Annotated in this window: 24 protein-coding genes; 11 read left to right on the top strand and 13 right to left on the bottom strand. The window is 63.0% G+C overall.

All coding sequences use genetic code 11. The features are described 5' to 3' along the window. The first annotated feature begins 70 nt into the window (after positions 1-70). Entirely contained in the window at positions 71-1,576 is a 1,506-nt protein-coding gene (locus tag IWX88_RS05505; RefSeq protein ID WP_196828106.1) for an aminopeptidase P family protein, read from the top strand. Between the two features lie 17 nt (positions 1,577-1,593). Here IWX88_RS05505 and IWX88_RS05500 read toward each other — a convergent pair whose 3' ends face one another. Beyond that, positions 1,594-2,079 (bottom strand): general stress protein, encoded by a 486-nt coding sequence (locus IWX88_RS05500; RefSeq protein ID WP_196828104.1) that lies wholly within the window; start codon positions 2,077-2,079, stop codon positions 1,594-1,596. A 46-nt stretch (positions 2,080-2,125) separates the two neighbouring features. Here IWX88_RS05500 and IWX88_RS05495 point away from each other — a divergent pair, with 46 nt between their 5' ends. From IWX88_RS05495 to IWX88_RS05480, 4 genes are all read left to right on the top strand, one after another. Further along, positions 2,126-3,442 carry a magnesium transporter MgtE N-terminal domain-containing protein gene (locus tag IWX88_RS05495; RefSeq protein ID WP_196828102.1) on the top strand — a complete coding sequence of 439 codons (1,317 nt, stop codon included), beginning with the start codon at positions 2,126-2,128 and terminating at the stop codon, positions 3,440-3,442. Further along, positions 3,426-3,929, top strand: a complete 504-nt coding sequence (locus IWX88_RS05490) for a DUF1003 domain-containing protein (protein ID WP_196828100.1) — start codon at positions 3,426-3,428, stop codon at positions 3,927-3,929. Before IWX88_RS05495 ends, IWX88_RS05490 begins: the two co-directional genes overlap by 17 nt. Then, positions 3,926-5,056, top strand: coding sequence for an Mrp/NBP35 family ATP-binding protein (locus IWX88_RS05485; RefSeq protein ID WP_231368912.1), 1,131 nt, complete (start codon positions 3,926-3,928; stop codon positions 5,054-5,056). The genes IWX88_RS05490 and IWX88_RS05485 overlap by 4 nt, the downstream gene beginning before the upstream one ends. 247 nt (positions 5,057-5,303) lie before the next feature. Next, complete coding sequence (locus tag IWX88_RS05480) at positions 5,304-6,218, top strand: LysR family transcriptional regulator (protein WP_196828098.1); 915 nt, start codon at positions 5,304-5,306, stop codon at positions 6,216-6,218. A gap of 32 nt (positions 6,219-6,250) precedes the next feature. Here the strand turns inward: IWX88_RS05480 and IWX88_RS05475 are convergent, their stop codons facing one another. Both IWX88_RS05475 and IWX88_RS05470 read right to left on the bottom strand, forming a co-directional pair. Then, a complete protein-coding gene (locus tag IWX88_RS05475; protein ID WP_196828096.1) occupies positions 6,251-6,931 on the bottom strand; it encodes an SDR family oxidoreductase in 681 nt (226 codons plus the stop codon). Positions 6,932-7,033: 102 nt separating this feature from the next. Continuing rightward, the gene (locus IWX88_RS05470) at positions 7,034-7,429 is read right to left on the bottom strand and encodes a twin-arginine translocase TatA/TatE family subunit (protein ID WP_196828094.1); all 396 of its coding nucleotides are present in this window, start codon (positions 7,427-7,429) and stop codon (positions 7,034-7,036) included. A 65-nt stretch (positions 7,430-7,494) separates the two neighbouring features. Between IWX88_RS05470 and IWX88_RS05465 the strand changes: the two genes are divergently transcribed. Next, positions 7,495-8,121 (top strand): O-methyltransferase, encoded by a 627-nt coding sequence (locus IWX88_RS05465; protein ID WP_196828092.1) that lies wholly within the window; start codon positions 7,495-7,497, stop codon positions 8,119-8,121. 30 nt (positions 8,122-8,151) lie between these two features. Here IWX88_RS05465 and IWX88_RS05460 read toward each other — a convergent pair whose 3' ends face one another. The 3 genes from IWX88_RS05460 to dapE all read right to left on the bottom strand — a co-directional run bounded on the left by IWX88_RS05460 (position 8,152) and on the right by dapE (position 10,698). Next, the gene (locus tag IWX88_RS05460; protein ID WP_165063777.1) at positions 8,152-8,328 is read right to left on the bottom strand and encodes a DUF3117 domain-containing protein; all 177 of its coding nucleotides are present in this window, start codon (positions 8,326-8,328) and stop codon (positions 8,152-8,154) included. Between the two features lie 82 nt (positions 8,329-8,410). Continuing rightward, positions 8,411-9,619 (bottom strand): hypothetical protein, encoded by a 1,209-nt coding sequence (locus IWX88_RS05455; protein ID WP_370568189.1) that lies wholly within the window; start codon positions 9,617-9,619, stop codon positions 8,411-8,413. Next, positions 9,604-10,698 carry a succinyl-diaminopimelate desuccinylase gene (gene dapE, locus IWX88_RS05450; RefSeq protein WP_196828090.1) on the bottom strand — a complete coding sequence of 365 codons (1,095 nt, stop codon included), beginning with the start codon at positions 10,696-10,698 and terminating at the stop codon, positions 9,604-9,606. Before dapE ends, IWX88_RS05455 begins: the two co-directional genes overlap by 16 nt. Positions 10,699-10,737: 39 nt before the next feature. Between dapE and dapD the strand changes: the two genes are divergently transcribed. Further along, a complete protein-coding gene (gene dapD / locus IWX88_RS05445) occupies positions 10,738-11,673 on the top strand; it encodes a 2,3,4,5-tetrahydropyridine-2,6-dicarboxylate N-succinyltransferase (protein ID WP_196828088.1) in 936 nt (311 codons plus the stop codon). 128 nt (positions 11,674-11,801) lie between these two features. Here the strand turns inward: dapD and IWX88_RS05440 are convergent, their stop codons facing one another. The 6 genes from IWX88_RS05440 to IWX88_RS05415 form a co-directional block, all read right to left on the bottom strand. Continuing rightward, complete coding sequence (locus IWX88_RS05440; RefSeq protein ID WP_196828086.1) at positions 11,802-13,103, bottom strand: citrate synthase; 1,302 nt, start codon at positions 13,101-13,103, stop codon at positions 11,802-11,804. Between the two features lie 98 nt (positions 13,104-13,201). Next, on the bottom strand, positions 13,202-14,317 hold the full coding sequence (gene dapC / locus IWX88_RS05435; RefSeq protein WP_196828084.1) for a succinyldiaminopimelate transaminase: 1,116 nt from the start codon (positions 14,315-14,317) through the stop codon (positions 13,202-13,204). Between the two features lie 2 nt (positions 14,318-14,319). Beyond that, positions 14,320-14,646, bottom strand: coding sequence for a ferredoxin (fdxA, locus tag IWX88_RS05430; protein ID WP_196828082.1), 327 nt, complete (start codon positions 14,644-14,646; stop codon positions 14,320-14,322). Continuing rightward, on the bottom strand, positions 14,643-15,851 hold the full coding sequence (locus tag IWX88_RS05425; protein WP_196828080.1) for a PIG-L family deacetylase: 1,209 nt from the start codon (positions 15,849-15,851) through the stop codon (positions 14,643-14,645). The genes fdxA and IWX88_RS05425 overlap by 4 nt, the downstream gene beginning before the upstream one ends. Before the next feature lie 124 nt (positions 15,852-15,975). Next, complete coding sequence (typA, locus tag IWX88_RS05420) at positions 15,976-17,883, bottom strand: translational GTPase TypA (protein WP_196828078.1); 1,908 nt, start codon at positions 17,881-17,883, stop codon at positions 15,976-15,978. 224 nt (positions 17,884-18,107) lie between these two features. Beyond that, the gene (locus tag IWX88_RS05415; RefSeq protein WP_196828075.1) at positions 18,108-19,814 is read right to left on the bottom strand and encodes an ABC transporter family substrate-binding protein; all 1,707 of its coding nucleotides are present in this window, start codon (positions 19,812-19,814) and stop codon (positions 18,108-18,110) included. A 298-nt stretch (positions 19,815-20,112) separates the two neighbouring features. On the opposite strand from IWX88_RS05415, the gene IWX88_RS05410 reads away from it, so the two are divergent. The 4 genes from IWX88_RS05410 (at position 20,113) to IWX88_RS05395 (ending at position 24,868) form a co-directional block, all read left to right on the top strand. After that, positions 20,113-21,096: an ABC transporter permease gene (locus tag IWX88_RS05410; RefSeq protein ID WP_196828073.1), complete on the top strand. Its 984-nt coding sequence runs from the start codon at positions 20,113-20,115 to the stop codon at positions 21,094-21,096. Positions 21,097-21,099: 3 nt separating this feature from the next. Continuing rightward, positions 21,100-22,023: an ABC transporter permease gene (locus IWX88_RS05405; protein ID WP_196828071.1), complete on the top strand. Its 924-nt coding sequence runs from the start codon at positions 21,100-21,102 to the stop codon at positions 22,021-22,023. Further along, positions 22,016-24,085, top strand: a complete 2,070-nt coding sequence (locus IWX88_RS05400; RefSeq protein WP_196828069.1) for an ABC transporter ATP-binding protein — start codon at positions 22,016-22,018, stop codon at positions 24,083-24,085. The genes IWX88_RS05405 and IWX88_RS05400 overlap by 8 nt, the downstream gene beginning before the upstream one ends. Positions 24,086-24,154: 69 nt before the next feature. After that, the gene (locus tag IWX88_RS05395; protein ID WP_196828067.1) at positions 24,155-24,868 is read left to right on the top strand and encodes a PH domain-containing protein; all 714 of its coding nucleotides are present in this window, start codon (positions 24,155-24,157) and stop codon (positions 24,866-24,868) included. A 50-nt stretch (positions 24,869-24,918) separates the two neighbouring features. Here IWX88_RS05395 and IWX88_RS05390 read toward each other — a convergent pair whose 3' ends face one another. Continuing rightward, a complete protein-coding gene (locus tag IWX88_RS05390) occupies positions 24,919-26,010 on the bottom strand; it encodes an ABC transporter ATP-binding protein (RefSeq protein ID WP_370568188.1) in 1,092 nt (363 codons plus the stop codon). Between the last annotated feature and the right edge of the window lie 13 nt (positions 26,011-26,023).

Raw genomic sequence — 26,023 nt, 5'->3', positions numbered from 1 at the left:
GATTAGCAGCGCAGGCATAACCTGAGGCTCTGCGCTCGTCCGATCGGATGCCGCGGTGGAGAATGGAGGCATGGCCGACAACAATGCACCCGCGCCCCGCGCGACCTCCAACCGTTCTACCGTGCCCGTCTCCGAGACGTTTCGGCAGTTCATCTCGGGCGAATGGGCCGAGCGCGACGAGGTCAAACCGAAGCCGCGAGAGCAGGCCGCCTGGGCTGCGGAACGCCGCAGCCGACTCTCGGCACTGTATGTGGGGATGCGCCTGGTAATCCCCGCCGGTGCCGCCAAGGTGCGATCGAACGACACCGATTATCCCTACCGTGCCCATTCTGCCTTCTCCCATCTCACCGGCTGGGCGAGTGACTGCGTGGCCGCCAGCGTGCTCGTGCTCGAGCCAACAGCTCAGGGCCACACCGCCACCCTGTACTTTCGCAAGGCCGCCGGTCGAGACTCGGACGAGTTTTACGCAAACTCGGACATCGGCGAATTCTGGACCGGACCGCGTCCGTCTCTCGCGCATGTTGCAACGGATCTTGGACTTCTCACCGCCGATCTCGCGGAATTCGAGCATGTACTCGACTCGGTCGACGTCGGCACGATCATCCTCCGCGAGGTCGATCGTGATCTCACGGAGCAAGTCGATAGAAGGCGGATCATCGCCCAGAACGTCGACGACGACGGTAATTTCGCGTTCGTTGCCGATGGCAACCCGTTCATGGCCGCTGACGAGACCTTCTCCCGCGACCTCTCCGAGCTTCGGCTGGTGAAGGATCCCTGGGAGATCGTGCAGATGCGACAGGCCGTCGCCGCCACGAAGAAGGGGTTCGACGACGTGATCGCCGACCGCGACGCGATCGTGGCCCATGAGCGGGGCGAGCGGCTGGTGGAGGGCACCTTCAACCGCCGTGCCCGAGCCGAGGGCAATGCGGTCGGCTACGACACCATCGCCGCATCGGGGCCGCACGCCTGCATCCTGCACTGGACCCGCAATGACGGCGCGGTGGTGCCTGGCGACCTGATCCTGATGGATGCCGGCATCGAGCTCGACAGCCTGTACACCGCCGACATCACCCGCACGCTGCCCGTGAACGGGGTCTTCAGCCAGACCCAGCGGCGAGTCTACGAGGCCGTGCTGGAGGCTGCGGATGCCGCCTTTGCGACCGTGCGGCCGGGCATCCGCTTCCGCGAGATCCATGCGACCGCGATGGCAGTGATCGCCAGAAAGACCGCCGAGTGGGGTTTTCTACCGGTGAGCGCCGAGGAGTCGATACTGCCGGATAACCAGTTCCACCGGCGTTACATGGTGCACGGCACCTCGCACCACCTCGGCATCGACGTGCACGATTGTGCCCAGGCCCGTCGCGATCTCTACCTCGACGGTGTGCTCGAGGCCGGAATGGTGTTCACAATCGAGCCCGGGCTGTATTTTCAACCCGATGATCTGACCGTGCCGCAGGAGTTCCGCGGTATCGGAGTGCGGATCGAAGACAACATCCTGGTCACCGAGGACGGAGCCGAAAACCTCTCGATCTCAATCCCGAGAACAGCGGATGACGTGGAAGCCTGGCTGCGCTGAGCGCACTGCCCGGTTTCTCAGGCCGTGCGCAACAGCGCGTCCTGCGCTTTCGAGAGCAGATTGGGATCGACGACAATCTCGTAACGGCTGGCCAGCACCTGGTGCGTGGAGGTGAAGTCGCGGGTGCGGCGGGTGACGGCGGTCGCGGCCACGCCGAACATCGCTCCGAAGCCGGCGCCGATGATCACTGCCGCAATCACATACTGCAGCACCGTACCCGTGCCGCCGAAGGTGAACAGAACGCCGATGAAGAGCCCGAACCAGGCGCCACTTGCAGCCCCGGCCCCCGCTGCGCGACCGTAAGTGAGTTTGCCGGTGACGCGCTCGACCGTCTTGAGGTCGCTGCCGACAATGGCGACCTGCTTCACCGGGAAGTCGGCTTTGGCAAGTCGGTCCACCACTGCTTGCGCTTCGAAGTAGGTATCGTAGGTGCCAAGCACGTCGCCCTTCGGGAGCGTCGGGATGAGACGGCCACGGGGAGTGAGCGGGCTGCGATTGGTCATGGTGCCATTATCCTCTTCGCCCGTTCGGAAGGTCTAAGTTAGATCTGTGAGCGCCGCACGAGTCTTCGTCGCCCGACTTGCCGGGTGTCCCGTTTTCGACCCCGCGGGTGACAAAGTCGGCCGCGTTCGCGACGTACTCGTGGTCTATCGGCTGAAGGAGCCACCGCGGGTGATCGGCCTCATCGTCGAGGTGCCGGGAAAACGCCGGGTCTTCCTCTCGATCGGGAGGGTGACGAGCTTCGGATCCGGCCAGGTCATCACCACCGGCCTCATCAATCTGCGCCGTTTCGAACAGCGCGGCGGTGAGACACGGGTGATCGCGGAGATGCTCGGCCGCGATGTCACTCTTGTTGACAAATCCGGAAGCGCCACCATCGAGGATGTTGCGATCGTGGAAAAGGGTGCGGGCGAGTGGGCGGTCAATGAGCTCTTCCTGCGCCGGCCGAAGACGAGTTCCTCACCATTCGCCAAGGGGCAGACCCTGTTCTCTCCCTGGGGCGGAATGCGGGAGCGATCCACTGGCGAGGCACAGTCAGCCACCCAACTGCTCGCCACCTACGAAGACCTGCTCCCGGCCGACCTCGCGAACGCGCTGCTCGACCTTCCCGAACAGCGGATGCTCGAAGTCGCCGAGGAGATGAGCGACGAGCGTCTCGCCGACGTGCTCGAGGAGATGCCCGAAAGTGAGCAGGTCGACATCCTGAACCAGCTCGACGACGACCGTGCCGCCGACGTTCTCGACCAGATGCAGCCGGATGACGCGGCCGATCTCATCGCGCAGCTCAGCGACGAGCGGGGCGAGGTGCTTCTCGACCTGATGCAGCCCGAGGAGGCCGAGGATGTGCGCATGCTTCTCGCCTACGCGCCAGACACCGCCGGCGGCCTTATGACACCGGAGCCCATCATCGTTTCTGCCGATGCGACCGTTGCGGAGGGCCTTGCGCTCATCCGCCGCCACGAACTCGCCCCGGCCCTCGGCGCGGCGGTCTGCGTGACCCTCCCGCCCTACGAGCCACCCACCGGGCGATTTCTCGGCATGGTTCATTTTCAGCGGATGCTGCGCTACCCCCCCATGGAACGACTCGGCACCCTGATCGACCGCAAGCTCGAGCCGGTGAAGGCCAACGCATCCGCCGCCGAAGTCGCCCGCACGCTCGCAAGCTACAACCTCGTCTCGCTGCCCGTTGTCGACGAGAACCACCGTTTGGTCGGGGTGGTGACCATTGACGATATTCTCGACTACCTTCTGCCCGATGACTGGCGAAGTCACGACGACGATCCCGCCCCGGAAAATGCCGACACCAGCACTATCCCCGTAATCGCTCCTGCCGCACGGAGGTCACTCAATGGCTCGTCGCTCTGACTCCCTGGACACCCCCAAGGGCCTACGCAACCGATTCGTTCCCCGCGTGGGCGGCGGCGACCGGGTCGGACGCTTCTCAGAGGGTTTTGCCCGCGCCATGGGCACGTCTTATTTCTTAGTCGGCATGACGGTGATCGTCGTCGCCTGGCTCGCCTACAACAGCTACTCTCCACCCGCGTCGCAATTCGACCCGATCGGGACCAACTTCACCCTGCTCACGCTGATCCTGTCGCTGCAGGCGTCGTACGCCGCCCCGCTCATCCTCCTGGCCCAAAACCGCCAGGCCGATCGCGACCGGGTGCAGTTCGAGCAGGACAGACAGCGTGCCGAGCGCACCCTCGCAGACACCGAGTATCTCGCCCGCGAAGTCGTCTCGCTGCGGCTCGCCGTGAAGGAGCTCGCCTCGAAAGAATTCATCAGGGCGGAATTGCGGGCCATGCTCGAGGAGTTGGGGAAGGACCGGATGCCCAACGGTACGGCGAGTTGAGTACGACTGCGACCCTCGGGCCGCGGGTGCTCAATGCGCTGTCCCAAGTGATCGACCCGGAGATCCGCAAGCCGATCACCGAGCTCAACATGATCGGGGAAGTCACGGCGACGGCCGACGGCGCCGTCACGGTGGGGCTGACCCTCACGATCATCGGATGCCCCGCCGCCGACAGCATCGAACGCGATGTGCAGGAGGCCGCTGCGTCCGTCGACGGTGTCACGCAGGTGACCGTGAATGTCAGCATCATGACTCGTGACCAGCGCAACGCGCTGACCGAGAAGCTTCGCGGTGGCCGATCACGCGAGTTGCAGTTCGGCCCGCAGTCGCTCACCAGAATCATCGCCATTACGAGCGGCAAGGGTGGCGTCGGCAAGTCCACCATCACGGCTAATCTCGCGGTTGCCCTCGCGGCCCGCGGACTTGCTGTCGGTCTCATCGACGCGGATGTCTTCGGATTCTCGATTCCGGGCATCCTCGGGCTCTCCGGGGCAAAGCCGACGAAGGTGGGAGAGATGATCCTGCCGCCGATCAACTACGGCGTGAAGGTGATCTCGATCGGCATGTTCGTGGAGGACAACGCCGCCGTGTCCTGGCGCGGCCCGATGCTGCACCGCACGATCCAGCAATTCCTCACCGACGTGTATTTTGGTGACCTCGATGTGTTGCTTCTTGACCTTCCCCCCGGCACCGGCGACGTGGCGATCTCGCTTGGGCAGCTGCTTCCGCACGCCGAGGTGATCGTGGTCACCACTCCACAGGGGGCTGCGGCCGAGGTCGCCGAACGCAGCGCAACCGTCGCTCGCCAGACCGGCCAACGCGTGATCGGCGTGATCGAGAACATGTCGGGGCTGGTGCAATCCGACGGCAGCGTGCTCCACCTCTTCGGCACAGGGGGCGGTGCGGATGTCGCAGCTCGGCTTTCCGCTGGCCAGGAGCGACCCGTTCCGGTGCTCGCTGCCGTGCCGCTCAGCATTGCATTACGCGAAGGTGGCGATGCGGGAGTGCCGATCGTGCTGTCAGATCCGCAGGATGCGGCATCCGTGGCGATCCTCGCCGTGGCCGATCAGCTTGCAGCCCTCGGTCGCGGCCTCGCCGGCCGCAAGCTCGGCTTCAGCGTCGGCTGACGCACCCTCACTGGTCCAGCGGCGGTCAGACCTCGCGGGTCGGCGCCTGGCGGTATCCGTCGCGAAGGCTCACGACAACAACAGAGGCGATGCCCCACACGGAGAGAGCGGCAATGGCGGAAGGAATAAAGAAAACAGACATGGTGACCTCGGGCTATGGCTTCAGATGATTGATTTCTCTAATCCCACACCCATTTTCTCTTTAGCACAATCAAATAGAAGTAGAGTCACTGTGTAGAATTTCTTTATGGACGTACATCGCTTGCAGTTACTTCGTGAGCTCGCCGAACGCGGCAGCGTCACGGCCGTCGCACTGGCAACCAACCGCACGGTCTCGGCGGTGTCACAACAGCTGAAAGTGCTCGAACGCGAGGCCGGGCTCCCCCTCACTGGGCGCTCCGGGCGCGGCATAGTGCTCACCGGTGCCGGGCGGATGCTCGCTCAGACGGCAACGGATGTCGCCATCGCGCTCGAGCGTGCCGATGCGGTGTGGAAAGAGTTCACGCTCTCCCCGCGCGGCGAAGTCACCCTCACCACCTTCCCCACCGGCGGCCAGATGCTGCTGCCGGGGCTGCTGGATGCCGTGGCCAAGATTCCCGACCTCACGCTCGTCGCGAGCGACCAGGATCCGCTGCATCCCGACTTCGCCGACCTCACCCCCGACTACGACATCGTGATCGCGGATGCTCCCGGCCTGATGCCGTCATGGCGCCAACGTGGCCTCGCCGTGGTGAAGCTGATGGATGAGCCGCTCGATATCGCACTGCCGGAGGGGCACCCTCTGGCCAGCAAGACGAGCCTCTCGGCGAAGGATCTCGTCGACGTCACCTGGATCGGTGTACCCCTCGGCTTCCCCTACGATCGCATCCTGCGCCAAGTGGAGGCCATCACGGGCATTCCGGCGAGAATCGGCCAGCGGTTCCTTGACAACGGCATCGTCGAGGCCCTGGTCGCCACCGGGCACGGGATCGGGATATTGCCACGCTTCACCACCCGCGATCACGAGAACGGTCTGGTGACCCGGCCGCTGAGCGGCATCCGCTCCACCCGTCAGATCTCGGCGCTGATGCGACCCGATCGGGCCGAGCGCCCATCGGTACGGATTGTCGTCGAGGCCCTGACCGAGGTGGCACGCGCTGTCGAGGCCCAGCACCAGAGCTAGGCCCGCACGTTGCCGGCCCGACCAAGCCAGAATTAGAAAGCGGTGCTTGGCAGGTCCTTCTCGTCGTCGAGAATCCCGCGTACGATGCGCTCCGCGACCGCTGCAGGCTCGAGGCCGGCCGGGAACGCGGGGGCGGTACCGGCAATGGCGCGAGTGGCCAATCCCGTCTCGGTGTGGCCCTGGCGGCAATCCAGCATGCGTATGCCGGAGCGTCGCAATTCCCGCGACGAGGCCTGCACGAATGCTGCCAGCGCCGCCTTCGATGCCGAGTAGGCTGCCAGGCCCGCCGTCGGAGACTCGGCAACGACGCCGCTGAGCGTCACGATGAACGGCTTTCCACCGGCCGCCGCCGAGGCCGCCAGGTGGGGGGCTGCCTCGCGGATGAGTCGCATCGGCGCGAGAGCATTCACCTCGAAGAGCTGGTGCAAGGTGTCATCACGAACCTCAGTCGCCGGCCCGAAAGCCACAACTCCGGCCGCGATGACCACGCCGTCGAGGCGGCCGTGCACGCCGAACGCGGCGGTGACAATCGCTGCCGCAGCAGCCTCATCGGTGAGATCGCCCAGAAAGGTATCGGCACCACTCAGGTGCTCCGGAGTGCGTCCGGCACGAATCACCGTCGCACCGCTGGTTTCGAGTCGCTGCGCTATTTCAGCGCCCAACACTCCGGACGCTCCGACCACAAGAACAACAGACCCAGTTACATCACTCATGCCGCGATACTAGAGGCTCGGTCTGGGACCGCGCCGAACGCCGCGGGCAACTTTGAATGTGGCTGACGATCCGCAGCTGACGATCCGCAGCTGACGATCCGCTTACGTCGCCTCGGTGTCGAACGGAGCACCGACGGTCGCGCCACTCACCGCGCTTTCGGCCATCAGCCGCTTGCGTTTTGCATAGGCTGACTCACCGTTCGGCTGCACGATTGTGAGCGGCACATCTGTGCGCGCCTCCGGATCCTCGAGCAGTGCCTCGCGGATGATCCGGCGCGGGTCATACTGACGAGGATCGAGCTTCTTCCAGTCGACGTCGTCGAAATCTGGTCCCATCTCCTCGCGCAAGCGCTCTTTCGCGCCGTCCGCCATGTTGCGAACGCTCCGCACCAGGCGACCGAGCTGCGCCGCATAGTGTGGAATTCGCTCCGGGCCAAGCAGAAAGACCGCGATCACTAGGATCACGACAAATTTATCAATAGTCAGGCCGCCGAACACCCACCAAGACTAACGCTCCACGACGCACACCCTCCCCTACGCTGGGGAGTGGACGAGGAGCAGAATTGGCAGACAAAGAGTCGAGCTGGAAGTTCGCTGAGGACTACATTGTTGAAAACGCGGCGCTAGTCCAGGCACGAGCGCATTCGATCGAATTGGGGATTGATGCGGTGAGCCCGGCAATGGGTGCCCAGCTCGCGGTGATCACGGCAGCCACTGCCGCGACGAGCATTATCGAGATCGGCACCGGCGTTGGCGTGAGCGGCCTGTGGCTGCTCACCGGGGCCCCCGAGGCCACCCTCACCTCGATTGACTTCGAACTGGATTTTCAGCAGTCTGCGAAAAAGACATTTCTCGAAGCGGGTGTCCCGGCGAACCGGGTGCGGCTCATTGCGGGTCGGGCCATCGACGTGCTGCCGCGCATGAACGAGCAGTCCTACGATGTCGTGTTCGTGGATGCCGACCCGAAGTCCGTGATCCAGTACGTGGAGCATGGCCTTCGACTCCTGCGGACGGGAGGCACTCTGCTCGTGGCCCATGCGCTGTGGCGCGATCGCGTCGCCCAGCCGGCGCAGCGGGATGACACGGTGACCGGGTTCCGGTCACTCCTTACGGAGTTGGCCGAATCCCCGGCCGTGATCAGTGCGCTGTCACCGGTGGGCGACGGACTGCTTCAGGTGACCAAGCTGTAAGGTTACCCAGCGCTAAGGCCACCGCACACCCTAACTGGCCGCCGCAACGACTCCGGCTAGTGCGTCGTGCAGTTCTTTCGCTTCGGCATCGTTGACCGAAACGACAAGGCGACCCCCACCTTCGAGCGGCACGCGCACGATAATGAGGCGTCCCTCTTTAACAGCCTCCATTGGTCCGTCTCCGGTCCTCGGCTTCATGGCTGCCATGATGGATCCCCTTTCGTGGAATAAGACTCTATTATCTCGTAACTCCGCCTGAACCCGAAAACGGGGGCTGTGCTACCAGCGGTTACGGGGGTGACCAGTCCACGCCGTTCACCCACCAGCAGAGCCAGAGCCAAGCGAATTGGCCGACGATCGACAGGGCGACGACCGTGACGCGGTACACCGCAGATCGTGGCAGTGCCACCGCCCCAAGGAGTGGGAACAGCGGCATCAGCAACCGGAAAGTACTCGATTGGGGAAAGAACACCGCGAGAAGGTACAGGGCGTAGCTCGCGCACCAGATCCGCAGCTCCGGACCGAGCCGTTTCACCGCCGGGGTGAACAGCGCAGCGAAAAATGCTACGACGATAACCGCAAGAATCGGCAGGGCGAGAGCCCCGATATCCCACTGGTCACCCCAGAATTGCGCACCCTGAACCCACGGGGTGAATGGCACGAGGGGACCCCATCCAATAAAGCTCGAGCGCCAAACCAGCTCGGTGTCGGTGTAGGCGGAGGCAGAGCCGGTCACCACCCATGCGGCAATACTCCAGACGAAGCCCATCAGCAGGCTGAAGGCGGTGAGAGCGATCCCGGCGCGCACCTGTGCGGCCGGGAATGGCTCTCGACGCCGAATCCACCAGCGGTGCACCAGGTGGAGACCGAGTGCACAGGCGAAGGCCAGACCGCTCGGACGAGTAAGCGCCATGACGGCGACGACGGGAAACAGCGCGGCGTATCGGCGCTTCACGAGGAGGTAAAGGGCAAGGGCAAGAAAGAACAGGAACATCGATTCTGCATAGGCCACCTGCAGCAGCGGGGAAAGCGGTGCCACACAGAACAACACGACCGAGAACAACGCCGTCTCCCCCGGGAGCACGAGATGCAGCAGCCGGTAGATCATCAGCGCGGCGGCGAGTGAGAACAGCAGCGAGACCAGCACCGAGGTGGTCTCCCACGGCATCCCGCTGACCTCCCCGATGCCCCGCACTAGAAAGGGATAAGCCGGCTGGAACGCCCAGGCATTTTCGGCGACGCGACCGTCGCCGGATAGTGGCACAGTGCTCGGATAGCCGGCGAAAGCGATGTAGTGGTACCAGGCGCTGTCCCAGAGTTGCGAGAATTCGGAGAGCCCCGGGTGTGCCCGGGTGCGGATAGTTTCCTCCTGCCACCCGGCGAAGACCAGGAGCAGAGACGTCGAGACCAGTCTGGAGATCAGCCAGATCACGACGACCTTCGCCCACCACGGTGTCAGTCGGTAGTGCCTCTGCACCCGCGTCAGACGGATAGCCACGCCCGCAAGCCGCGTTCACACTCCGTGATCTGATCGACGGCCACCCGCTCGTTATCCGTATGGGCCAGCAGCGGGTCACCCGGCCCGTAATTGACAGCGGGGATGCCGAGGGCGGCGAAGCGGGCGACATCCGTCCAGCCGTATTTGGGTTTCGCTTCCCCACCGACCGCGGCGAGAAATTGCCGAGCAAGCGGAGCATCGAGGCCGGGGCGAGCGCCGTCTGCGCGGTCGGTGACCACGAGAGCGAGGTCAGGGAACACACTTCGCAGGTAGCTTTCCGCGTCGGCGCTTCCCTTATCAGGAGCGAAGCGGTAGTTCACCGTGACTACACACTCGTCGGGGATCACGTTTCCGGCTACTCCCCCACTGATCGCCACGGCGTTGAGCCCCTCGCGGTAGATGAGCCCATCGACCTCGATCGACCGAGGCTCATAGGCTGCGAGAATATCGAGGATCGGGGACGCCGCGTGGATCGCGTTCACACCGACCCAAGCCCGTGCCGAGTGGGCACGAACGCCCACAGTGCGCAGTTCGACGCGCATCGTGCCGTTGCAGCCCCCTTCGACGCGAGAATTGGTCGGCTCTCCGAGAATGGCGAAGTCACCGGCGAGCAGCTCCGGGCAGTTGGCGGCAAGACGCCCGAGCCCATTCAGATCCGTGGCGACCTCCTCATTGTCGTACCAGATCCAAGTGAGGTCGACTGCCGTCTCCGCGAGCTCTGAGGCCAGCTTGAGCTGCACTGCGACGCCGGCTTTCATGTCGACCGTTCCCCGACCCCAGAGATAGTCGATGCCATCCTCGGTTTCGAAGCGCGTCGGCAGGTTGTCGTTGAGCGGAACCGTATCCGTGTGCCCCGCAATGACCACGCGACGGGGGTGACCGTAGGTGGTGCGGGCGACAATCGCATCGCCATCCCGGATGATCTCGAGATGCGTCAACGGGGCGAGTGCGGCGGCAATCGCGTCAGTGATGGTGCGTTCGCCGCCGGAGACCGATTCAATGTCACAGAGTTGACGGGCAATCTCGATCGAGGACGCTGTGAGATCGATCGTGGGCACAGAACTTTCCGCGGCGGACATGCGGTCAGTTTATAAGTTGGCTCTCGCTAATCTTGACCCATGACTGATCGACCAGCCTGGGGCTACGGACTCGTGACCATCGCCGGCGACGGCACCGTGCTCGACACTTGGTTTCGCACGCCGACACTCGGTTCGTTCCCGGCCGGTCGTGATCAGCACATCGCACCGGCCGACTTCGCCTCCGTCGTCGGCCGCGATGCGCGCCGCAACGTGACCGTCGACTTCGCGATGGTGCAGATCAACCTGGCTGCGGCTCCCTCATCCACCCCGGATGCGTACCTGCGCCTCCACCTGTTGAGCCACCTCGTGGTGGCGCCGAACACCATCAATCTTGATGGGCTGTTCGGCCACCTGCCGACTGTCGCCTGGACGAACGCCGGTCCGGTGCATCCGCTCGATTACGCCGACCAGCGGTTGACGCTGCAGCGCCTCGGGATCTCGGCACACTCGATCGACAAGTTTCCCCGCCTCACCGATTACGTCTCGCCCGATCGGGTGCGAATTGCGGATGCCTCGCGCGTGCGTCTCGGAGCCCACCTCGCCCCCGGCACCACGGTCATGCATGAGGGATTCGTGAACTTCAATGCCGGTACCCTCGGAGCGTCGATGATCGAGGGCCGAGTCTCGCAGGGTGTTGTCATCGGTGACGGGTCGGATGTCGGCGGCGGGGCCTCCATCATGGGTACCCTGTCGGGCGGTGGTACCGAACGCGTGACGGTGGGCAGGCGCGCGTTGCTCGGTGCGAACTCCGGCATCGGCATCTCGATCGGCGACGACTCTGTGGTCGAGGCTGGGCTCTACCTCACCGCTGGCACGAAGCTGACCGTGCTCGGGGACACCCCTCGCACGGTGAAGGCCGTCGAGCTCTCCGGTGTCGCCGGGCTTCTGTTCCGTCGCAATTCGCTCACCGGTGCGGTCGAAGTGCTCGCTCGAAGTGGCCGCGGCATCGAGCTCAACTCCGCGCTGCACGCCTGACCTGCGCGCGCCCGCCCCGCGCCCCGCTGGCCCGGGAAAGCGGGCCATTGCGGCCACACTGGGCCAGCACGCCGGCCCGTTGTGGCCGAACACGCCCGGATTCGGGCAGCACAGACCGGGCACAAACTTTAGCGCACTGGCCACTCGCGCAGGGGCTCGCCGACGTACAGCTGCTGCGGTCGGCCGATCTTGGTGGCCGGGTCGTTGTTCATCTCGCGCCAGTGTGCGATCCATCCGGGGAGGCGTCCAATCGCAAACAGCACCGTGAACATGCGAGAGGGAAATCCCATTGCTTTGTAGATGACACCGGTGTAGAAGTCCACATTGGGGTAGAGCTTGCGCTCGATGAAATAATCATCGGCCAGTGCGACGGCCTCGAGTTCCTTTGCGATGTCGAGTAGGTCGTCCTTCACGCCGAGGGCTGCGAGCACCTCATCCGCGCTCTCCTTCACGAGCCTGGCACGCGGGTCGAAGTTTTTATAGACCCGGTGACCAAAGCCCATCAGACGGATGCCATCTTCCTTATTTTTCACCCGCTCGACGAACTTCTCCACCGACTCGCCCGATTCCTTGATCTGGCCAAGCATTGTGAGCACCGCCTCATTCGCCCCGCCGTGCAGCGGACCGTACAGGGCGTTGATGCCAGCCGAAATGGACGCAAACATATTGGCCTCGGTTGACCCGACCAGCCGCACCGTGGAGGTGGATGCATTCTGTTCGTGATCCTCGTGCAGGATGAGGAGGCGCTCGAGGGCCTTCGACACCATTGGATTTGCCTCATACGGCTCCGCCATCGTGCCGAAGTTGAGCTTGAGAAAGTTGTTGGTGAAACTCAGGGAGTTATCCGGATACAGGAAAGCCTGACCGAGGCTTTTCTTGTGTGCGTAGGCCGCAATCACCGGCAACTTGGCTAATAGGCGGATGGTCGAGAGCTCGACCTGTTCCGGGTCGTGAACGCTGAGCGAGTCTTCGTAGAAGGTCGACAGGGCCGAAACAGCGCTTGACAGCACCGACATCGGGTGCGCGTTATGGGGCAGGGCGTCGAAGAAGCGTCGCAGGTCCTCGTGCAGCAGGGTATGGCGCCGCACGCGCTCCTCGAAGGCGGACAACTCCGATGCGGAGGGGAGCTGGCCATAGATAAGCAGCCACGCAACTTCGAGATAGGTGGAGTTGGCCGCGACATCCTCAATGGCGTACCCGCGATAGCGCAGGATGCCTCTGTCACCATCGATATAGGTGATCGCGCTCTGCGTCGCCGAGGTATTGACGAAGCCCGGGTCGAGCGTGGTGTACCCGGTCTGGCGGGTGAATGTGGAGATATCGATGGCGTGAGCACCATCTGCACCCGCCTTGATGGGGAACTCGGCAGAACCACCCGGAAACCGGAGAGTGGCCGTATCGGCGGCAGGGTCATTGACAGCGGAATTCACAATTACAGCCTAATTGCACGCGTGCACAGCCTCAGCACCCGAGTCGATATCGAAACTCACTAAGGAAAACGCGCTGCCATTAGAGGTAGTCGCTAGATTTAGCCCGACGGGACGATCGCGGCGAGCCGGCTGACCGCAGAATCGATGGCTGTGTCGGTGGCGGTGAGGGCAACCCGTACGTGTTGGGAGGTCTGCACGCCGTAGAACGTTCCCGGCACGACGAGAATACCGAGATCCGCCAAACGGGCGACCGCCGACCAGGCATCACCGCCTGAGGTAGCCCAGAGGTAGAGGCCTCCCTCGCTGCCATCGATGCGAAAGCCCGCTGCCTCGAGCGCCGGCTTAAGCCGGTCTCGCCGCGAACGGTACAGCGCCTTTTGCGCGCGCACATGGTGGTCGTCACCGAGCGCGGTGATCATCGCCGCCTGAATCGGTGCCGGCGGCAGCGTACCGAGGTGCTTGCGCGCGGTGAGCAACTGCCCGATCAGGTCGCTGCAGCCGGCCGCGAAACCGGCGCGGTATCCCGCGAGGTTGGATTGCTTACTCAGCGAACAGACACACAGCACCGAGCTGCGATCGCCAGCAATGACCCGGGGATCCAGGATGCTCGGGGTCGCAGTCGTGTCGAACTCATCACTCCAGCCGAGCTCCGCGTAGCACTCGTCACTGGCGATGACCGCACCGAGTTCGCGGGCCCGGGCGACCGCTGCGGCCAACTGCGAAACCGAGAGGATGCGGCCATCGGGGTTTCCTGGACTATTGACCCAGACCAGCCGGGTGCCGACCGGCCACTCGGCCGGGTCATCGCTGGAGACGACCGTCGCACCGACCAGCGCTGCGCCGACCGCATAGGTGGGATAGGCAAGAGACGGCTGCACGACGATGTCGCCGGGACCCAGGCCCAGCCAGAGCGCTAGACCAGCGATGAACTCCTTCGAGCCGATCGTCGGCAGCACATTGGCGACGGTGAGGTCGTCGACACCACGTCGACGACCGAACCACTCGACGATCGCCTCACGCAGGGCGGGCATGCCTGCGGTGAGTGGGTAGGCATGGGAATCCGCCGCCGCAGCCAGCGAGTCACGAATGAGAATCGGAGTCGGGTCTACCGGCGAGCCGACAGACAGGTCGATCACTCCGTGCGGGTGCGACTTCGCCCGGGTTGCGTACGGCTCGAGCGCATCCCAGGGCCAGTCCGGCAGGCTGAGGGCCATGGTCAGGCTGCAGGCGCCTGGGGGGCAAGGGCAGTGATGATCGCGTGGTCCTTATGGATGACGCCAATCTTTGCTGCTCCGCCGGGCGAGCCGACCTCGTCGAAGAACTCCACATTGGCCGTGTAGTACTCGGCCCACTGCGCTGGTACGTCGTCTTCGTAGTAGATCGCCTCGACCGGGCAGACCGGTTCACACGCACCACAGTCGACACATTCGTCGGGATGAATGTAGAGCATGCGGTCGCCCTCGTAAATGCAGTCGACGGGACATTCGTCGATGCACGCTCGGTCTTTGACATCCACACACGGGAGGGCGATGACGTAAGTCACGGTCGGATCGGTCCTTTCGATACAGGCCTTTTTGCAAGCTTATCCCGCGAAAACGTGCCGAATTTCGGCCAGGCAAGCACGATTCCAGCGATCACGAGCGACCCGTAGGTCAGGGTGTAGCCGGCGGTATTAGCCGGCACCAGAACGGACCCTCCGGTGGACCGCACCGAGAGCAGCCCGATGACGAGGAGGAGACCCACCGCGGCGCATCCTGTCATCACGCGACCGGGAAAGACGATGCGCAGCCCGACCAGCAAACACGCCATGACCAGCATCGACACAACGATTCCCACCGGAATCGCCGCTCCGAAGATCATCGGGATGAACTGGTGGTTGACGACGGTGATCCCTCCGAAGACTGCGGCGACGAGGGCCGCGAGAATTCCGGCGAACACCCTGATCGACAGTCGCTGATCCGTCAGCGCCACCATGTCAGGGGCCACAGTGCGAAGGCGGGTGAAGCCTTCCACGGTTGCGATCGCATGGCTCGGGCCGCTGGACAGCGAGAATTGATCGCCCTCGATCACGATCTGGGTGCGATGCGCGGCAAGCGCCGCGGTCTTGCGATCGAGCACTGTTGGCACGGTGGAAAAATCCACGCGCAGGGTCGAGCCGGACGCATCCGAGTCGATGATCCAAAACGGCACGCCCATGACCTCAGCGGCATGCCGAGCGATGGCGTGTGCCCGCTTGTGATCCGGATGCCCGTAGCCGCCGTTCGAGTCGTAGCTGATCACCGCACCCGGCTTCACTTCGTCGATGACGGTCGCTAGGTCAGCGGCGGCCTCACCGAAGTCCGCCGCGCAGAAAGCATCCTCCGAAAGGGTTTCGGCCGGCTCCGCGCCGTCCGGACCCCAGCGCATGCCGGAGTCCGTGTAGCGTCGTGGCTCCCGTTCGACCCAGCGGGCACCGATGGCTCCGAGGAAGCGATGATCCACGACTCCCAGAGCCGCCATCGCTACGGCTAGTTCGTCCGTGCGAACCTCCGCCAGGCGCGGTCCGTCGCCCTGCAGCCCGGGCAGGTCAGCCGGGATCACTTCTCCCAGCTCGCCCCGCGTGCAGGTGACGACCGTGACCTGTGATCCGCTCTCCACCAGAGTCGCGATGGTGCCACCGGTGGTGATCGTTTCGTCGTCGGGGTGCGCGTGAACGAAGAGCACGCGCTCCAATGGCGCTGGGACGCCGTCAAGAAGATCTGAATGCACCTGCCGAATTTACACCAGGCCAGCTGATATTCGACACACACCGCAGCTCGAAACGGGCGCGCGCCACTCGATTACCGAGTACCGGCGGTCGAGTAGTGCGCTCCAGCGAGCGTATCGAGACCCGCTACGCGTTCTGCTTCTTCAGGCGTGAGACCCGTCTGGCCCGGTCACCTGCAGCAAGCTCCACCTTGCGGATCCGCACGAACTCCGGCGTCACCTCGACGCACTCGTCTTCCCGGGCGAACTCGAGGCACTCCTCGAGAGTGAGCTTGCGCGACGGGGTCATGCGCTCGAACGTGTCCGAGGTGGACTGGCGCATGTTGGTGAGCTGCTTCTCCTTGGTGATGTTCACATCCATGTCGTCGGCGCGCGCATTCTCACCGACCACCATGCCCTCGTAGACCTCCTGGGTCGGCTCCACGAAGAACGACATGCGCTCCTGCAGCGCCACCATGGCGAAGGGGGTGGCAACGCCGGCGCGGTCGGCGACGATCGAGCCGTTGACCCGGGTGGTGATTTCGCCCGCCCACTGCTCGTACCCGTGCGATACGGCGTTGGCGATACCGGATCCGCGGGTGATGGTGAGGAACTCGGTGCGGAATCCGATGAGACCGCGCGAGGGAACGACGAACTCCATTCGCACCCAGCCGGTGCCGTGGTTCGACATGCCCTCCATGCGGCCCTTGCGTGAGGCGAGGAGCTGGGTGATGGCGCCGAGGTATTCCTCCGGGGCATCCGTGGTCAGATGCTCGAACGGCTCATGGATCTTGCCGTCGACGCGCTTGACGACCACTTGCGGCTTGCCGACGGTGAGCTCGAAGCCCTCGCGCCGCATCTGCTCGACCAGGATGGCCAGGGCCAGTTCTCCACGGCCCTGCACCTCCCAGGCATCCGGGCGTCCGATATCAACCAGCTTGATCGAGACGTTACCGACCAGTTCGCGGTCGAGGCGGTCTTTGACCATGCGGGAGGTGAGCTTATGGCCCTTGACTTTGCCGATCATCGGGCTGGTGTTGGTGCCGATGGTCATCGAGATGGCCGGGTCGTCGACCGTGATGGTCGGCAGCGGGCGCACGTCGTCGGGGTCGGCGAGGGTCTCACCGATCGTGATGTCCTCGAAGCCGGCGACGGCGACGATGTCACCTGGGCCTGCGGATTCGGTCGGGAAGCGGTCGAGAGCACGCGTGATGAGCAGCTCGGTGACCTTGACGTTGTGCACTGATCCATCGTGCTTGACCCAGGCGACGGTCTGGCCCTTCTTGATGGTGCCGTTGAAGACACGCAGCAGTGCGAGGCGGCCGAGGAACGGCGAGGCGTCGAGGTTGGTCACGTGAGCCTGCAGTGGGTGCTCATCGTCATAGCTGGGCGCCGGAATGTGCTGCAGGATCGCATCGAACAACGGCTCGAGGTCTTCGTTGTCAGGAAGCGTGCCGTTTTCCGGCTTGTTCCAGCTTGCGGCACCGTTGCGGCCCGAGGCGTAGACGATCGGTACGTTGAGGATCGCGTCGAGGTCGAGGTCCGGGAAGTCGTCAGACATGTCGCTCGCGAGACCGAGGAGCAGGTCCTGACTCTCGGTGACGACCTCGTCGATGCGGGCGTCCGGGCGGTCCGTCTTATTGACGAGCAGGATGACCGGGAGGTTCGACTCGAGCGCTTTGCGCAACACGAATCGCGTCTGCGGAAGCGGGCCTTCACTCGCATCGACGAGCAGCACAACCCCGTCGACCATGCTGAGGCCGCGCTCGACCTCACCACCGAAGTCGGCGTGGCCGGGGGTGTCGATCACGTTGATGGTGATGGGACCGTTGGTTGCGTGCACACCGGAGTACGAGACCGCGGTGTTCTTCGCGAGAATCGTGATGCCTTTTTCGCGTTCGAGGTCATTCGAGTCCATTGCGCGCTCTTCGAGGTGCGCATGTGCGGCAAAGGAGTTGGTCTGGCGCAACATGGCGTCGACGAGGGTGGTCTTACCGTGGTCGACGTGAGCGACGATCGCTACGTTGCGCAGATCATTACGGGTGGCAATAGCCATAGGTATACGTCCAGATTTGTCTCGAGAAGGAGGGAGGCCACATTCGTTCAGTGACGGCAGAATCACGACAGCGGTGCTCCGCATCAAGCAGCCTACCGTGTCGCTGCTGCTTACTCACTGGAATGCGCTGCTCATTGGAATGCGCCACTCACCGAAATGCGCTCTCGCGAGACGACTGTGGGCGCGAGCTCAATAGCTCACGCCCACGGTGCGGTTGTATTCAGTTACTGCTTGTATCCGACGTTCTGCCACTGCACGGACTGGAACTGGGTCGGACCATAGTTGACGATGCCGTCCTTCACCCCGAACACATAGGTTTCCGGAAATAGCGGAAGCGTCGTCGCGAGCTTGACCAATTTTTTGTCGATCGCCTTGGCGAGGATGATTCGCTTGGCCGGGTCTAGTTCGGCATTCGCCTTGTCGAAGTCGCCACCGAGAGATGCATCCGTCACGCCCGGGAAGTTCTGCCCGGAGTCCGCCGGGTAGAAGATCGACTTGACGCTCGAGATCGGGAACGCAGTGCCCTGCCAGGCGAAGAACGTCGCATCGAAGTCACGCGCCTCGACGTTGATGTACTTCGTGAAGAAGTCAGCCGAGGGGACGACGTCGATCTTGACCGCGATGCCAGCAGCCTTCTCCTGTGCCTGAACCTGCTGCGCAACCGCTGCGGAGTTCGGGTTGTCCGACGGGATCACGAAACGCACGCTGAGCTCCTTGCCGTCCTTGGCGTACATGCCATTCGAGCCCGCTTTGTAACCGGCGCTCTCGAGCAGCTTCTTCGCAGCGGCAGTGTCATAACCGATGACGCTCTGCGCGTCATCGGCGTAGCCATCCTGGCCCGGCAGGTAAATCAGGTTACCGAGCAGCGTTACCGGGGAACCAACCGGAGACAGCCGTGATTGAGCGATCACAGTTCGGTTCAGCGCCTTGGCAAAGGCGGTACGAACCTTGACGTCCTTGAATACACTCGAGGTGCCATTGAGGGTGATGTGGCGGTAGGTGGTGCTGAGCGATCGCTGGATCTTTCCATCGGAACGCTTCTTCGCCGTGGCAAAATTATCGGCATTGCTCTGAGTGTTGAGTACGTCAATCTCTTTGTTGGCATAGGCCTGGGCGAGACCTGCTCTGCTGACCGCCTTGAAGGTGATCGTATCGAGCTTCGGTTTGTCACCCCACCACTTCGGGTTCGGTGCGAACGAGACAACTTGCCCCGTGCTGTCGAACTTCGAGGTGATGAACGGTCCACCCGAAACAAGGGTCGTGCCGTCGGCCGCAAATGTGCCGGTGGCCCATGACTTATTGAAGTGCTCTGGAGTGTCTCCGAGCCACCGCGGCCAGATGGCCCCGAGGATGGACGGCCAGTCGGCATTCTTGTTCTTGAAGGTGATCAGAACGTCCTGGTCGTTTGTGCCGGCCTCGACGGAAGAGATGTCCGACCAGACGTTGGTGGATACCGGCGCGTAGGCGGCTTCCGCGCCATTGAGCGACTTCCAGGTCGCGGCAAAATCCTGATATCCCATCGGGGTACCGTCAGACCAGACCGCCTTCGGATTGATCTTGACTTCGACCACCTGAGGATCATCGCTTTTGAGTTTGACCGACTCGGCGAAGTTTTTGTCGGCCTCCCAGGTTCCATCACTCTTGATGGTGATGAAACTCGGAAGGAAGAGTGTCGACAGCAGGTTGTCATCGACCGTTCCGGAATCTAGGTTGTTCAAGTTCCAGTTCGCCGGTGTCGCGTCAACTGCGAGAGTGAGCGAGCCACCCTGCTTGATGGCGGCGGGGTCAGCCGTCTCCCACCCGGTTGCGGCTACTCTCGTCGATGAAGATGCTGACGGCTGAGCGTTTCCGCCCCCGGTGCATGCGCTGAGCGCAAATACCGACAGTGTTGCGGTCGCGAGGATCAACCCGCGCTTAATAGTGGTTTTCATGCAGATTCGCCTTTCGTGAAACGAAATCATGCACGCCGCGAAAAATCGACGCGCGTATAAAAGTGACACTTTTTTTCACTCTAGACCGCACCACTGCAGCCAGACAAACTCGATCTCGTATCGTTACCACCGGCAGATCATTGCCGCTTGAGACGATCAAAATCTCCCATCGGAGTGGGGTTCACGCCTCGGGCTTGATTACAGAACGACCGTGCGGGCGAGTTACAGTCATTTCCACGAACTAATTTCCAGCTCACATCTCACTCCACATTCCCAACGATGAGAAAGAGGAAAAGGCGTGATCGGTTTTATTGCGCGAAGACTCATCAACTACATTTTCTTGAGTGCGTTTGCGACGATGCTCGCCTATGTTCTTGTCAGCGCGACTCTTCAGCCCGGGGCACGTTTTTACGGCCGCAACCCGCCCATCCCGCAGGGATCGATCGACGCGGCGCTAAACAAGCTCGGCGCCAATCCGAACATTCCGATTCTTGAACGACTGTGGACCTGGGTCACGCAGTTGGTGACCACCGGATCACTTGGCATCAGCACCCGCGGCACCGAGGTCACCGCGGACATCGCCGCGCGGGCCGGCACCAGTCTTCGCCTGTTGATTCTGGGCTCGATCCTCGGTGCTGTGATTGGGGTAGCCCTCGGAGTGTGGGGGGCGGTGAAGCAGTATCGGACAAGCGACCAGGTGATCACCTACGCGTCGTTCGCCGTGCTCGCGACACCGGTATTCGTCATCGGAATTGTGCTCATGATCATCGCGACCACGCTGAACCAGGCAGTCGGAACCAACGTGATCAACTTCACCGGTGAGTACACCGCGGGACTCGAAGGTGGCTTCTGGACCCTGTTCGCAGACCGGGCCGCTCACCTCTTGCTCCCCACGATCACCCTCACCGTCACCGCAGTCGCCGCCTACTCGCGCTACCAACGAAGCGCAATGCTCGACGTGCTGTCGGCCGACTACATCCGCACCGCGCGCTCCAAGGGCAGAACGCGCGGGTCAGCAATCATTCGCCACGGTGTGCGGGTCGCCCTCATTCCGATGTCTACATTCTTCGCCTATTCATTCGGCCTGATCCTGGTCGGAGCAAGTGTCACCGAGACCGTTTTCAGCTGGCATGGCATGGGTGAGTATCTGTTCAACAGCGTCGGTAATTCCGATATCAACGCGGCGACCGGAACCATCCTTTTCACTTCGATTCTCGTGCTCATCGCTGGCACGCTGTCAGATGTGGTGTATGCCGCCCTCGATCCGAGAGTTAGGGTTTAGACAATGGCGCTCCTCCAGCCGCTCCTTCCGAGCACCGAAATCAGTGAACCTGACGTGGCTCTCGACTCCCGCAATCGCTCACGAGCGAGTCTCATCCTTCGCCGGGTTTTTTCAACGAAACGCGCCTGGATCGGCTCGACCGTGCTTGGTTTTATCATTCTCTGGGCGTTCATCGGCCCCTACCTGTACCAGTGGAATTACCTCGACCAAGACGGCCTTGCCTTCAGCGTTCCACCGAGTGCGAGCCATTGGTTTGGCACCAACGATATCGGACAGGATGTCTACGCACAGACGCTCATCGGGTTGCAGAAGTCGCTCATCATCGGCCTGATCGTCGGGCCCCTTGCCGCCCTCATCGCCGGCTTCGTCGGTGCCACCGCCGGATATCTCGGTGGTATGTGGGACCGAGTGATCGTGTGGTTCATCGACCTGCTACTCGTGCTTCCCAGTCTCTACCTTCTCGTATTGCTGAGCCCACTGTTCAAGTCGCTCTCCTGGCTCGCCCTCGTTGTCTTTCTCGCTCTGTTCGGATGGATGGTCCTCGCTCGCGTTATCCGCGGTCAGACCATGTCGCTCCGAGAGCGCGAATACGTAAAAGCAGCACGCTTCATGGGCGTGTCGGGATTCGCGATCATCCGGCGTCACATCCTGCCGAATGTTGCATCGCTCCTCATCATCGACGCAACTCTTGGCATTGGAGCGGCGATCCTCGCGGAGACAACGCTGAGCTTCTTTGGCTTCGGCGTCCAGCCGCCGGATGTCTCGCTCGGTACTCTTCTCGCACTCGGCAGCGGTTCTGCGATCACGCGACCGTGGCTCTTCGTCTTCCCAGCCGCCATCCTCGTAATCACGGTGCTTGCATCGAGTCTTCTCGGAGACGCGCTTCGCGATGCGATCGACCCAACCTCGGGAGCCACCAATGAGTGAGCCGCTTCTCGTCGTCGACAACCTCTCGGTAACCTTCAGCAATCAGGGTAAATCGGTATATGCCGTTCGCGGCATCTCGTACACCGTCAACAAGGGCGAATTCCTCGGGATCGTCGGCGAGTCCGGCTCGGGCAAAAGCGTGTCGTCTACCGCGGTCGCCGGGTTACTCCCGTCGAGCGCACACGTCGAGGGAAGCATCCGATTCAACGGGCGAGAGCTTCTCGGCCTGAATGACCGTCAGCTTTCGGAAATCCGCGGCAGTGAAATCGCGATGATCTTCCAGGATCCACTGTCGGCCCTCACCCCGGTCTATACAATCGGCCAGCAGATTGCCGAGGGATTGCGGCTCCACGACTCAAAACTCACCCAGAAGTCAGCGGAAGCGCGGGCGGTCGAGCTCCTGAAGACGGTCGGAATCCCCAACGCCGAACGGCGGGCGAAGGGTTTTCCACATGAATTCTCGGGCGGGATGAGACAGCGGGCAATGATCGCGATCGCGATCGCGAACGATCCGCAGCTGATCATCGCCGACGAACCGACGACGGCACTTGACGTGACGATCCAGGCCCAGATCCTGGAGCTACTCCAGACGGCGAAGGAGATCACGGGAGCCGCGGTCGTGCTGATCACCCACGACCTGGGCGTCGTGGCCGGTAACGCCGATCGTATCGCGGTCATGTATGCCGGCAAGATCGTCGAGAACGCGCCGGTGCTCCCGCTGTTCAGAACCCCGGTCATGCCGTACACGATTGGCCTGCTTCGGTCGATGCCGAATATGTCCGATGCCAGTACGACGCGACTGGTACCGCTCGAGGGACGACCACCACTGCTGACCACGCGTCCGACCGGATGCCCGTTCGCCGATCGCTGCCCGGCCGTTAAAGCGATCTGTCGCACGAGCGAACCGCCGCTCGCCCAGGTGCACTCCCCTACCGGTGAGCGTCATGTCGCCTGCCACCGAGCGGATGAGATCGTGGCCGGGACCCTCCGCCGGGACGAGATATTCCCCATACCGGCGGCGGTTCCGTCAAGCGAGAAGAGCACTGTCGACCCCGATATCGTGGTCGAGGTCACGGATCTGAAGCGCACGTTCCCACTCACCAAGGGCGCGATATTCCGCCGCCGAATCGGCACCGTAAAGGCTGTCGATGGGGTGTCGTTTACAGTACGGCGTGGGCGAACGCTTGGGCTCGTCGGCGAATCCGGCAGTGGAAAGACCACCACCATCCTGGAGGTGCTCGAACTCGCCGGGGCGGAGTCCGGCTCGATACTTCTCGACGGGGTCGACACCGCGACGCTCACAAACAAGGCTCGCAGGGCGATCCGCGGCAACATTCAGGTGGTCTTTCAGGACCCGATGGCGTCGCTCGATCCGCGCATGATCGTCGAAGACATCATCGGTGAACCGCTGACGGTGCTTGGCGCCCCACGCTCAGAGATTCGGAGGAAGGTCGCGAACATTCTCGAACTCGTCGGTCTCGAGCCATCCTTCGCCAGCCGCTACCCGCACGAATTCTCCGGCGGCCAGCGACAACGAATCGGCATCGCGCGCGCACTCGTCGTCGAACCGAAGATATTGGTACTTGATGAACCAGTGTCCGCACTCGATGTCTCGGTGCAGGCGGGAGTGATCAACCTGCTTGAGGACCTCAAGGAGCGCATGGGGTTGTCGTACCTGTTTGTCGCGCATGACCTCGCCGTCGTGCGGCGGATCGCGGATGACGTGGCAGTCATGTACCTCGGGCGGATCGTGGAGTACGGACCGTCAGATCTGATCTTCAACGAGCCGCGGCATCCGTACACCCAGGCGTTGCTCTCGGCTGTGCCGATTCCCGACCCGGAGGTCGAGCAATCGCGCCAACGCATCATGTTGACCGGCGAGTTGCCCTCACCCACCGACGACATCGTCGGCTGTAATTTCCGGGCCAGATGCCCGCTCTATCAACTTCTACCGGATGATCGCAAGGTTCTCTGCCAGACAGATGACCCTGCGGAACGCCCGGTCCTGGGACGCCAGGTCGCGTGCCATCACGCGGAGAGCAACCTCCTGGTCGGCCAGTGATCTCGGCGGGTAATCTCGGCCTGTGACCTCGGCGTCTGACTTCGCCCTGCAGAAGGAGACAGCGCAATAATGAATGTACGCGCAGGGTTCGGTGACTCAGCGTCGCCCAGCCCAACGGCAGACGATCGAATGGTCCTCCGCTCGACGAGCAGCGTCTGGATCTTCGTCGTGCTTAGCGCGTTTCTCGCATTCCTCGTCGGAGATGCCGTGTTGCGCGGTGCCGTGAGCTTTGCATTGGGTGCCAGCCCGTGGATTCTGCTGGCAATCTGGAGTGCGTACATGCTGCTCCTTCGGCCGTGTGTCGTGGTGCAGCCAGCCGGGTTGACCATTGTGAATATCGTTCGGACCCACCGGGTGCCGTGGGCTCGAGTCACCGACTTGACGAGCCGTTTCCAGCTCACCGTCCATATCGATAACGGCCGGAGAATAACCAGCTGGGGAGCACCATCCATCGGCACCGATCGCCCGTCGGTGGCGTCGGCTTATTCCCGCCGTGACGCCGACCAGCAATCCATGAGAGCGTCCGGAGTTCGACGGCGCAACGTGCGGGCGATACCCTCCCTGCCGACATCACGCCTCATCGAGCGTGCGCGTGATGCCTGGGAACTACGCGAGCTCTCTCGCGAAGGTGCGGATGTGGCAGCAACGGTCGCCACGGGGCCCGCTGCACCGCAACCAGCCGAAGCGGCCCGTGTCTCAACGCGGATCGCCACTGTGCCAGTTGCCATCGGGGTGATCCTCGTCGCGCTCTGTGCGCTTCAGGTTCTCAGCCCAGGATGGTGATCCATCACGCTCAATGAATACTCCTAAACACTGCGAGCCGAAGTAGCACCTCAGGTCGCGGCACCGGTCTTCAGGAGGTCTGTCAGTCCGGCACGTGGCGCGGGGAAGTGGCAGTAGACCTCGTGGCCAGGCGCATTCTCGGTGACCACCGGAACCTCGGTGCGACACCGGTTCTTCTGCACGTCAGTGAGCTCCTCGCGGAACTTCTGGCATCGGGTATGAAAAACACATCCGGTGGGCGGATTGCTGGGGCTCGGCAGATCGCCGGTGAGCAGGATCCGCTCCCGACGTCGTTCCTTGCGAGGGTCGGGAACCGGCACAGCAGACATCAGCGCGTGAGTGTACGGATGCAGCGGCTCGGAGTAGAGCGTGTCACGGTCGGCGATCTCCATGATCTTGCCCAGGTACATGACCGCGACCCGATCCGCGATGTGTCGGACGACCGACAGATCGTGCGCGATGAAGACGAAGGCCACACCGAACTCGCTCTGCAGGTCCTCGAGCAGGTTGACGACCTGCGCCTGCACTGAGACGTCGAGGGCCGACACCGGCTCGTCGCAGACGATCAACTTGGGGCGCAGAGAGAGCGCACGCGCAATGCCGATGCGCTGGCGCTGTCCACCGGAGAACTCGTGCGGGTACCGGTTGTAGTGCTCGGGGTTGAGCCCGACCCGCTCCATCATGGACTGCACCTCGGCTTTGATACCGTGTTCGGTCTTCACCCCCTGGATGCGGAAAGGTGCACCGACGATTGTTCCGATGGTGTGCCTCGGGTTGAGCGAGGAGAACGGGTCCTGGAAGATCATCTGGATTTCGCTGCGATACGACTTCATCTCGCGCGGCTTGAGCCCGGCGATATCGCGCCCGTTGAAGCGGATCTCTCCAGAGGTCGGCTCGAGGAGCTTGCTGATGACTCGCCCCGTCGTCGATTTTCCACATCCGGACTCCCCGACAAGACCGAGAGTCTGGCCCTGGTCCACAGAGAAACTCACGCCATCGACGGCCTTGATCGGTGTGCCTCGGCGCCCGAGAAGGCCTGAATGACTTCCCGGGAAGTACTTCGAGACGTTCCGCACGCTCAGAAGCGGCTCACCTCGCGGTGTCGATGCTGGTGCGGGTACTGCGGTGGTTTCATTGATCACGGCGAGGGTTCTC

The organism is Frigoribacterium sp. CG_9.8 (assembly GCF_015751965.1).
GTDB lineage: Bacteria > Actinomycetota > Actinomycetes > Actinomycetales > Microbacteriaceae > Lacisediminihabitans.
The sequence above is the reverse complement of the archived record's forward strand: the minus strand, read 5'-3'. Positions and strand labels throughout refer to the sequence as shown.

Bases quoted from the DNA above. Each gene is read 5' to 3' on its own strand.
- IWX88_RS05505 (WP_196828106.1), top strand. From the start codon at position 71: ATGGCCGACAACAATGCACCCGCGCCCCGCGCGACCTCCAACCGTTCT.
- IWX88_RS05500 (WP_196828104.1), bottom strand. From the start codon at position 2,079: ATGACCAATCGCAGCCCGCTCACTCCCCGTGGCCGTCTCATCCCGACG.
- IWX88_RS05490 (WP_196828100.1), top strand. From the start codon at position 3,426: ATGGCTCGTCGCTCTGACTCCCTGGACACCCCCAAGGGCCTACGCAAC.
- IWX88_RS05480 (WP_196828098.1), top strand. From the start codon at position 5,304: ATGGACGTACATCGCTTGCAGTTACTTCGTGAGCTCGCCGAACGCGGC.
- IWX88_RS05475 (WP_196828096.1), bottom strand. From the start codon at position 6,931: ATGAGTGATGTAACTGGGTCTGTTGTTCTTGTGGTCGGAGCGTCCGGA.
- IWX88_RS05460 (WP_165063777.1), bottom strand. From the start codon at position 8,328: ATGGCAGCCATGAAGCCGAGGACCGGAGACGGACCAATGGAGGCTGTT.
- dapE (WP_196828090.1), bottom strand. From the start codon at position 10,698: ATGTCCGCCGCGGAAAGTTCTGTGCCCACGATCGATCTCACAGCGTCC.
- dapD (WP_196828088.1), top strand. From the start codon at position 10,738: ATGACTGATCGACCAGCCTGGGGCTACGGACTCGTGACCATCGCCGGC.
- dapC (WP_196828084.1), bottom strand. From the start codon at position 14,317: ATGGCCCTCAGCCTGCCGGACTGGCCCTGGGATGCGCTCGAGCCGTAC.
- typA (WP_196828078.1), bottom strand. From the start codon at position 17,883: ATGGCTATTGCCACCCGTAATGATCTGCGCAACGTAGCGATCGTCGCT.
- IWX88_RS05415 (WP_196828075.1), bottom strand. From the start codon at position 19,814: ATGAAAACCACTATTAAGCGCGGGTTGATCCTCGCGACCGCAACACTG.
- IWX88_RS05405 (WP_196828071.1), top strand. From the start codon at position 21,100: ATGGCGCTCCTCCAGCCGCTCCTTCCGAGCACCGAAATCAGTGAACCT.
- IWX88_RS05400 (WP_196828069.1), top strand. From the start codon at position 22,016: ATGAGTGAGCCGCTTCTCGTCGTCGACAACCTCTCGGTAACCTTCAGC.
- IWX88_RS05395 (WP_196828067.1), top strand. From the start codon at position 24,155: ATGAATGTACGCGCAGGGTTCGGTGACTCAGCGTCGCCCAGCCCAACG.